This is a genomic window from Chloroflexus sp. (assembly GCF_034435895.1).
GTDB lineage: Bacteria > Chloroflexota > Chloroflexia > Chloroflexales > Chloroflexaceae > Chloroflexus.
This window is the reverse complement of record NZ_DAOTWH010000154.1, coordinates 1-8,701: the sequence shown is the minus strand read 5'-3', so window position 1 is coordinate 8,701 and position 8,701 is coordinate 1. Positions and strand designations below refer to the sequence as shown.

At 61.3% G+C, this 8,701-nt stretch carries 7 protein-coding genes; 5 read left to right on the top strand and 2 right to left on the bottom strand.

Annotation, left to right across the window (positions count from 1 at the left end; genetic code table 11):
* The 4 genes from U9R81_RS09250 to malZ all read left to right on the top strand — a co-directional run.
* Nucleotides 1-1,034: aldehyde ferredoxin oxidoreductase C-terminal domain-containing protein (locus tag U9R81_RS09250; RefSeq protein ID WP_322495193.1), on the top strand; the 1,034-nt coding region annotated here is incomplete at its 5' end.
* Between the two features lie 103 nt (nt 1,035-1,137).
* The gene (proB, locus tag U9R81_RS09245) at nt 1,138-2,247 is read left to right on the top strand and encodes a glutamate 5-kinase (protein ID WP_322495192.1); all 1,110 of its coding nucleotides are present in this window, start codon (nt 1,138-1,140) and stop codon (nt 2,245-2,247) included.
* Between the two features lie 129 nt (nt 2,248-2,376).
* Nucleotides 2,377-3,888, top strand: a complete 1,512-nt coding sequence (gene gltX, locus U9R81_RS09240; protein WP_322495191.1) for a glutamate--tRNA ligase — start codon at nt 2,377-2,379, stop codon at nt 3,886-3,888.
* The gene (gene malZ / locus U9R81_RS09235) at nt 3,885-5,729 is read left to right on the top strand and encodes a maltodextrin glucosidase (protein WP_322495190.1); all 1,845 of its coding nucleotides are present in this window, start codon (nt 3,885-3,887) and stop codon (nt 5,727-5,729) included. The genes gltX and malZ overlap by 4 nt, the downstream gene beginning before the upstream one ends.
* A 70-nt stretch (nt 5,730-5,799) precedes the next feature.
* Here malZ and U9R81_RS09230 read toward each other — a convergent pair whose 3' ends face one another.
* Nucleotides 5,800-6,399, bottom strand: coding sequence for a hypothetical protein (locus tag U9R81_RS09230; protein WP_322495189.1), 600 nt, complete (start codon nt 6,397-6,399; stop codon nt 5,800-5,802).
* 192 nt (nt 6,400-6,591) lie between these two features.
* On the opposite strand from U9R81_RS09230, the gene U9R81_RS09225 reads away from it, so the two are divergent.
* On the top strand, nt 6,592-7,575 hold the full coding sequence (locus U9R81_RS09225) for a type II CAAX endopeptidase family protein (RefSeq protein WP_322495188.1): 984 nt from the start codon (nt 6,592-6,594) through the stop codon (nt 7,573-7,575).
* A 50-nt stretch (nt 7,576-7,625) separates the two neighbouring features.
* Here the strand turns inward: U9R81_RS09225 and U9R81_RS09220 are convergent, their stop codons facing one another.
* On the bottom strand, nt 7,626-8,462 hold the full coding sequence (locus tag U9R81_RS09220; RefSeq protein ID WP_322495187.1) for a DMT family transporter: 837 nt from the start codon (nt 8,460-8,462) through the stop codon (nt 7,626-7,628).
* Between the last annotated feature and the right edge of the window lie 239 nt (nt 8,463-8,701).

The following is an 8,701-nucleotide window of genomic DNA, read 5'->3' as shown; positions in this document are numbered from 1 at the left end:
ATGCGCGCGCGCCGGCTGATGGCGTGGCGATTGCCCGTACCTTCAGCGAGATTGCGCGGCGCGGCGGGCGGCTCGAACGGGGTTGCGCCGAGTGCCCGTTGCCGTGCTATATCGATCTGCGCACCAAGAGCGGCGCGACTCATCCGTTGCCTAGCCTCGAACTGATCGCCGGCTTTGCCGCCCGGGTGGGCATTACCGACCCCGATGCAATGCTGGCGATTGCCGATCGCTGTTTGCGATTGGGGATTGATCCGGCGGCAGCAGCGGCAGCTATTGTCTTTATGACCGAAGCCCAAGACGAGGGTTTGGTTCGCCAGCGCACACTGCATTGGGGTGACGGCGCGGCGGTGATTGCGGCCCTCGACCGCATCAGCCAGCGCCAAGAGAAGCGCGATATTCTCTCGCTCGGTGTGGGAGAGATGTACGAGGCGGTATGGGGATCGGCGGCATTTGCCCCGCAGGTGAAAGGTTTGGCGATGCCGGCGCTCGATCCGCGCGCGCTCACCGAGATTGGCTTGGCGATGGCGACGAGTCCGATCGGCGGCGATTATCGCTATGCGATGGCCTTTGAAGAATTGGTGGCCGAACCGCCGGCATGGTTGCCGCCGCCGGCCAGCGGGCCGCGTGAGAGCGAGGGGAAAGCGTTGCGCTTGATTTGGCACGAACGCTTTGCTGCTGCGCTCGATGCCAGCGGCTTCTGCCGCCGGCTTGGCCTGATGGCCTATCAGATCACTCCCGGCGAGTTGATCGCGCTGATCGGCGCGGTGACCGGGCGCGCCATCACCGGCGCTGATCTGGTGCGGATCGGCGAGCGGATTGTCACCCTTGACCGGCTCTTTACCCGCCGCTACGCTAGCAATAGCCAAGACACCTTGCCTGACCGGTATCTGCGCGAACCGCTGAGCAGCGGGCCGACCGCCGGCCATACTCCGCCGCTCGAGGCGTTGTTGGCCGAGTATTATGCCCGGCACGGGTGGGATGCGCGTGGCGATCCAACGCCGGCCCGCTTGGCCGAATTGGGGATAACCCTTTAGCACCATCTACTCAGGGGGCGCGGCAACTGGAGGCCGCACGGCTGTGCGGCCTCTACCAAATACCACGATCGAAATCAATTCATCCATATCATTGCATACTGATATGACCAGATTTGTTGTCAAATTGGGCACCAGCGTGCTGACCGCTGGCACCGACCGCCTCCACCGGCCCTATTTCGTCGAGTTGGCCCGCCAGATTGCCCGTCTCAAAGCAGATGGCCACGAAGTGGTGCTGGTCTCGTCGGGCGCAGTTGCTGCCGGTAAGGAGCGGCTCGGCGTTGCGCCCCGGCAGCGCAGTAACATCCCGCTCAAACAGGTGTTCGCCGCGGTTGGCCAGAGCCGGTTGATGCACCTCTACGAGCAGATTTTCGAGCTGTACGGGTTGCAGGTGGCGCAGGCGCTGCTCACCCGCGACGACTTGCGTGACCGTCGCCGGTATCTCAATGCCCGCAATACCCTCACCCTCTGCCTTGCGCAGGGAATTGTGCCGATTATCAATGAGAATGACGCGGTGGCGACCGCCGAGATTCGGGTTGGCGATAACGATAATCTCTCGGCGCTGGTGGCCGGCTTGATCGACGCTGACCTGCTCTTGATCCTGACCGATATTGCTGGTCTTTACAGTGCCGATCCGCGCAGCGATCCCACTGCTGCGCTGTTGCGCGAGGTGCCGGTGATCGATGAGCGGATTTGGGCGATGGCCGGTGGGAGCGGGACGCATCGTGGTACCGGCGGGATGCAGACCAAGATACAGGCCGCCGATCTCGCCACTCGTTCCGGTGTGGCAGTGGTCATCGCCGCCGGCCACGAACCGGATGTGATCGCGCGTGTGGCCAACGGCGAGCGGATCGGCACCTTCTTTCCGGCGGCAACGACCCATCCCGATGCGCGCCAACGCTGGATCTTGGCCGAAACGGTGCGCCATTCGCGGATTGTGGTGGATGAAGGCGCGGCTACGGCGCTTACCCGCCAAGGCAAGAGCTTGCTCGCCGCCGGCATCCGCGAGGTGAGCGGCGAGTTTGATCGTGGTCAGACGGTGCGGATTTTTGACCCTGCTGGCCGCGAAATCGCGCGCGGTCTCACCCAGTATCGCTCGAACGATGTGCGCATGATCGCCGGTCTGCGCTCGCACCAGATCGGCTCGGTTTTAGGGTATGATTATGGGCCGGAAGTTGTCCATCGCGACGACATGGTGGTGTTGGCCGGATCATAGCGCACAGACGAGCAGCGGAGATACGCCTCTCGCCGTCATTGACCTCACCCTGATACCTTCTGCTGGGTGAGGAGCGGATCCAGACGTTCCATAGCAACGTCCCACCAGAGGTTTGACAAGGAGTAGCTCATGACTTCAATCGACGGGCCGGTGCGGGTGCGGTTCGCGCCTAGCCCAACCGGCAGCCTGCACATCGGCGGCGTGCGCACCGCCTTGTTTAACTGGCTCTGCGCCCGGCACTACGGCGGCCAGTTTATTCTGCGCATCGAAGATACCGACGAGAAGCGGTTTGTGCCCGGCGCTGCCGACGATATTAGCGTTTCGCTGCGCTGGGTCGGCATCGACTGGGATGAAGGCCCCGATGTGGGCGGCCCGTATGGCCCTTACGTCCAGTCGCAACGGTTTGAGTTGGGTATTTATCGGCCCTTTATTGACCAGTTGCTCGAGGCCGGTCTCGCCTATATGTCGTTTACGACCGAAGAGGAGCTGGCGCAGATGCGGGCCGCCGCCGAAGCCGCCGGGATCAAGGCGTTTCGCTTCCGCGGCCCCGAACGCGATTGGCCGCTCGATCGGCAACGTGAGCTGGCGGCCAGCGGCAAGCCGTACACCGTGCGCCTGAAGGCGCCGTTAGAAGGTGAAACCCGCTTCCGCGATCTTGTCCGCGGCGGCGATGAGATCGTCGTGCAGAATGACCAGTTGCAAGATATTGTGTTGATTAAATCGACCGGGATGCCGGTCTATCACTTTGCCCATCTGGTTGACGACCATCTGATGAAGATTACCCACGTGATGCGTGGCGAAGAGTGGGTGCCGAGCACGCCGTATCACGTCTTGCTGTACGACTATTTTGGCTGGCAACGTCCAATCTTTGCCCATTTGCCGGCTATCTTGCGTCACGACGGCAAAGGCAAATTGTCGAAGCGCAAAGATGACGTGGCCGCGCAACGTTTCCGCGAGCGCGGCTATCTGCCGGAAACGATGCTCAATTATCTGGCGTTGCAAGGGTGGAGCTACGACGGCGTGACCGAGATCATGAGTCGCGACGAGCTGATTGCGCGCTTTACGCTCGACCGCATCCAGCCCTCGCCGGCGCGCTGGAACCCGGAAAAGCTGCGCGATATGAACGGTATCTACATTCGCAAACGAACGGCGGCGGAAGTGGCCGAGCTGGTATTGCCGTTTATGCAGCAGGCCGGCTTGATTGGCGATCCGGCCAGCGATGCCGAGCGCGACTACCTGTTGCGGCTGATCCCGCTCATCCACGAGCGGCTAGAAGAATTGCAGGAAGCGCCGGACTTGCTCCTCTTCTTTTACCGCGACGTGACGCCGGGCGAGACGTACAACCCGGCTGACTTGATTCCCAAGAAGCACGATGCCGCGCAGACGATCGCGATGCTGCGCGCGGCGCACGAGGCGCTGAGCCGGCAAGCAGACTGGACGCCGCCGGCGTTGGAGACGACGTTGCGTGGGTTGTGCGAGCAACTGGCTGTGAAACCGGGGCCGCTCTTTGGCGCGATCCGCATTGCCATCACTGGGCGTAGCGTTGCGCCGCCGCTGTTCGATACGCTGGCCGGCGTGGGGAGCGAGCGATCGCTGGCGCGGATTGCGGCGGCTATTGCTACCTTGGAGCAGATGGCATGAGCGAGCTGCACTGGGAGACCAGCATTCATCACGACGGTTCGCCCGCCTACCTGCGCTTTAGCGGAAGGTTGGGCGATACCGCCGTGATCCGGCTCCGCCTTGACGCTGAGGCGCCGGTTAGCGGCGTCTTTCTGCGCACCTGCCCCGACGGTGAGCAGCAGATCACGCCGATGCGCGAGATTGGTATACAGGGTGTCTGCCGCTGGTGGGAAGGCGAGCTGCCGATCCGCATGCTGCGCACCAATTACCGCTTCCTCCTGCGAGCTGAAGATGGTACGCGCTGGTACAGCGCCGGTGGCGTCACCCGCCACTACCCGACCGACGCCAACGACTTCGTGGTGTTGGCGAACTACCACGCGCCGGATTGGGTGCGCGATGCGGTGTTCTACCAAATCTTTCCCGACCGCTTCGCCGACGGCGATCCGGCCAATAACGTGCGCGATGGCGAGTATCTCTATCGGGGGAAGCCGGTACTGGCACGGCGTTGGGGCGAATTGCCCAACCGGCAGACGGGGCAGATTGAGTTTTTTGGCGGTGATTTGCAAGGTATTGCCCAGCGTCTCGACTATCTGACCGACCTAGGTGTTTCGGCCCTCTATCTCAACCCCATTTTCCGCGCACCCTCGAACCACAAATACGATGTTGAAGACTACACAACCATCGACCCGCACCTCGGCGGCGAAGCAGGCTTGTTGCTGCTGAGGCAGTCGCTCGACGAGCGCGCAATGCGGGTAGTGCTCGACATCGTGCCCAATCACTGTGGCGTCACCCATCCGTGGTTTGTCGCCGCGCAAGCCGATCCGCGCTCGCCAACCGCCGAATTCTTCACCTTCCGCCGCCATCCTGACGACTACGAAAGCTGGTTAGGGGTCAAGACGCTGCCCAAGCTCAATTACCGCAGCGTGCGCCTGCGCGAAGTGATGTACGCCGGCCCCGACGCGATCATGCGGCGCTGGTTGCGCCCGCCCTATCGCATTGATGGCTGGCGGATCGATGTCGCTAATATGCTGGGCCGGCTCGGCCCCGACAACCTCGGCCACAAGATCGGGCGCGGCATCCGGCGGGCGGTCAAGGCCGAACAGCCTAACGCTTACCTGCTCGGCGAGCATTTCTTCGATGGTACCCCTCACTTGCAAGGGGAAGAGCTGGACGCCACGATGAATTATCAAGGCTTCACCTTCCCGATCTGGCGCTGGCTGGGCGGGTTTGAATTCAACCCGAATCGGCCCGAAGCCGATCCGCGCCCGATCGCTACCGAGACGGTCGCCGCCCAGTGGACAGCCTTCCGGGCGGCGATTCCGTGGCAAGTGGCGACGCAGCAGTTCAACCTGCTTGGCAGCCACGACACCCCGCGGCTACGCACGATTGTTGGTGACGATCTGGCGCGGGTGCGGGTCGCAATGACGCTGCTCTTCTGTTACCCCGGCGTGCCGTGCATCTACTACGGCGACGAGATTGGGCTGGCCGGCGGCGGCGATCCCGATTGCCGGCGGACGATGCCGTGGGATGAAGCGGAGTGGGATCACGACCTGCGCGCGTTTGTGCGACGGCTGGCGCATCTGCGGCGCAGCGCGCCGGCGTTGCGTTGGGGCGGTTTCCAACAACTCTACGCCCAAGGCGCGACGATTGCCTTTCAGCGCGAAGCGCCGGAAGAGCGACTGATTGTAGTCGCGCGCCGCAGCGACGATGGCTTGCGGGCATTGCCGGTGCGCCACGCCGGTCTCGCTGATGGTGTTGCCTTGCGCGAACTCTTCACCGGCGCCGAGACGTTTGTGCGTAGCGGGATGGTGGACATCAGCAGTCTACCGGCGACCGGCGCGCAGGTGTGGCAGGCATTGTAAGGGCGGGTTGCAAACCCGCCCTTACAGTGATCGGTATCGTACAGGTCGGATTTCAGACCCATCCCTCGGCTCAGAACTGCGGCGGCTGGTACGGCGGCGGAGGAGACGGGGGCGGCAACGGTTGGCCGTTGCGATAGGCAAAATAGGCCTGCACGTCGAGCTGGTTGTAAAACACCAAACTGATAATTCCGAACACCATCGAAAAGATATTGCCGGTGATGATATTGACGATCTGCATAATCGCCAGCGTCTTGTTCGGTTGCACCGGCTGCGGCGGGTTGCTCATCAGTTTGTAAGCGTACATCCCGGCCAAGATTGCCACCGCGATTGAATAGATGCCCAATGGAATACCGCAAATGGTGAACAACCAGACGATCCCGCTGAGGCCGCTGAGCACGGCATCGACAATCGCCATAATCCCGATCGCGAATACCGCATTAGGCTTCGTTGCGCCATACGCGGGGTAGCCCGACGTGGCTTGGTATTGAATTTGGTATGGTTGGTACGGCTGTTGGTACGGCTGTTGGTATGGCTGTTGGTACGGCTGTTGGTACGGCTGTTGGTACGGCTGTTGATACGGCTGTTGATACGGCTGTTGATACGGCTGTTGATACGGCTGTTGGTCAGGTTGATAACGGCCATACTCGTTTGGGCGTTGTGGATCGCTCACGGGATGCCTCCCTTCCCTCTTTGTAGTACCTCATCACAAGATTACAACGAGCCAATGGGCGCTATTGTTGCACGATTATAGCGGGATCATAGCACGAGACGTTACCAATTGACACCTTGACAGGAAGCGATCTTCATTTTTACAACATTGATAACAATGCTTATTCAACAATCCTTTGGAAAGGAATGGCGTATGGTTCCGGCATGGTTCACGCACAACCGTCTCTACGATCTCGCCCGCAGCGGTCGCCGTCTGCCGCCGTGGTGGGGCGTGATCGTGGTCGGCATCCTCATAGGCATCCTCATAGGCATCCTCTCGATAGTACTAGCGTTGCCGGTGATGTTGGTGCAAATAATGTTGCACAGTGAGAGCCTTTACTTTGATACATGGGTTACGAAAGTTTCCCCATTGGTTTCTGGCTTTTGGTGGTCACTTAACCTCACTGCTTTGTTTGGCGCAATGATTCTGCTCGTGTGGTTGTGGATCCGGTTCTACGAGCAGCGCGGGATCGTTACCATTGGGTTTGAGCCGCAGCGGGCATGGTTCTTGTATGGGCGCGGGCTGCTCTTGGGTTTTGCTGCGTTTTGTGCCGTCATCGGCTTATTAGCGCCGTTTGGTTTGGTTGCGGTCGAGCCTAGCGATCCGGCGCTGGTGGGTTGGACAGCGCTCGGCGGGGTGTTGCTGGTGCTCATCCCCGGCTGGCTGATCCAAGGCGCTGCCGAAGAGGTGCTCACCCGCGGTTGGATGTTGCCTACCCTAGCGGCGCGCTACCGGCCTTGGGTTGGCGTGGTAATTTCATCGCTCTTCTTTGCCGCGATGCACGGCCTTAATCCCAATCTCAGCGCGCTTGCTCTCTTGAATCTCTTTCTCTACGGCCTCTTCGCCGCCCTCTACGCCTTGCGCGAGGAGTCGTTGTGGGGGATTTGCGCGTTCCATTCAATCTGGAACTGGGTACAAGGTAATTTCTTCGGGTTCCAAGTGAGCGGGCAAACGGTTAGCGGCGGCATGCTGTTCAATTTGATGGAGACCGGCCCTGATTGGCTGACCGGCGGCGCGTTTGGCCCCGAAGGCGGCTTTGCCACCACGCTGGTGCTGGTAATAAGCATGGCGATCATCTGGTGGTGGCCGGCCACAAGCCGGCAGCCGGCAGGCCAGCCGGTGACGGTTGATCGGTAGCACAACGACCTGATTATGGAGTTCGGCAGTTTGACTACCGCACCTATATCTCACGGCAAACTCACCAACAAGACCCTCACTAAAATCCCCGCCACGCCGAGCCATTGGCTGCGCGCTAATCGCTCGCGCAGCACTAGCCAAGCCAGCACGACCGTCACGGCGCTGAAGATCGAGGCTAGCGCCGTGACGACGCTGACGTAGGCCGTCGCGATGCCGGTATTGAAGCTGAGAAAGGCGATGGTGTCGAGCGCACTGGCCGCAATGATCAGACCGCCGTGCGCCGCTGTCAATCGCGGCAGCGCCGGGCGGCTGATGGCGAGGACCATCGCTGCCGCCAATACCGTCACGACCCGCCCGATCAAGACCGGCCATGCGATGCCGAAGACCGCCGTGACATCGCCGATCAACCAAAAGAAAAGACCAAAACTGATCGCTACCCCAATCGCTTCCGGTACGCCGCGCAGATTGGTATGCGCTGTCCCCGGCCCGCGTGACACCACCGCCACCCCGCCGATTACTAGGCCGGTGCCGGCCAGCGTGATCATTCCCAACGCTTCGCCATCGAGGAGCGCCAACGTTGCTGTCACTGCCGCAAAACTGGCCGAGATCGGTGAGACGATTGCCAGCGTGCCGATCGTGAACGCGCGGTAGAGCAACAGTGTGCCAGTGACATTGAGCAGGTTGACCGCCACCGCGACCAACCAGTCCGGCCCCCATGGCGGCAGCGGATCGCTGCGACCAAGCAGCACCAGACCGATGGCCACGATACCGGCCATCTGGGCGAACAAGAGTGTCCATTGCCAGCCGAGCTGGCGGGTGGCGCGAGTGATCAGGAAATCACCGGTTCCCCACCCTAACGCAGCGATTAAGCCGTAGATAATGCCCATAGTGATGTCTCAAATCGCCTCTCTGAGGTTCCGGAATAGCCACAAAAAGACGCAAAACTCACAAATGTTATGGTTTTTGGTAGTTATACTGGTCGCGTCCAACCGTTGATCGCTGTGTGATGCCTCAACACGCAGTTCTACGCTCCCCTCTCCCGCGTCAGCGGGAGAGGGGCTGGGGGTGAGGGCCAGCAGCCCGCGCAGCGGGCTTCGTACCCCTAGCCCGGCCCTTCAGGGCCGGG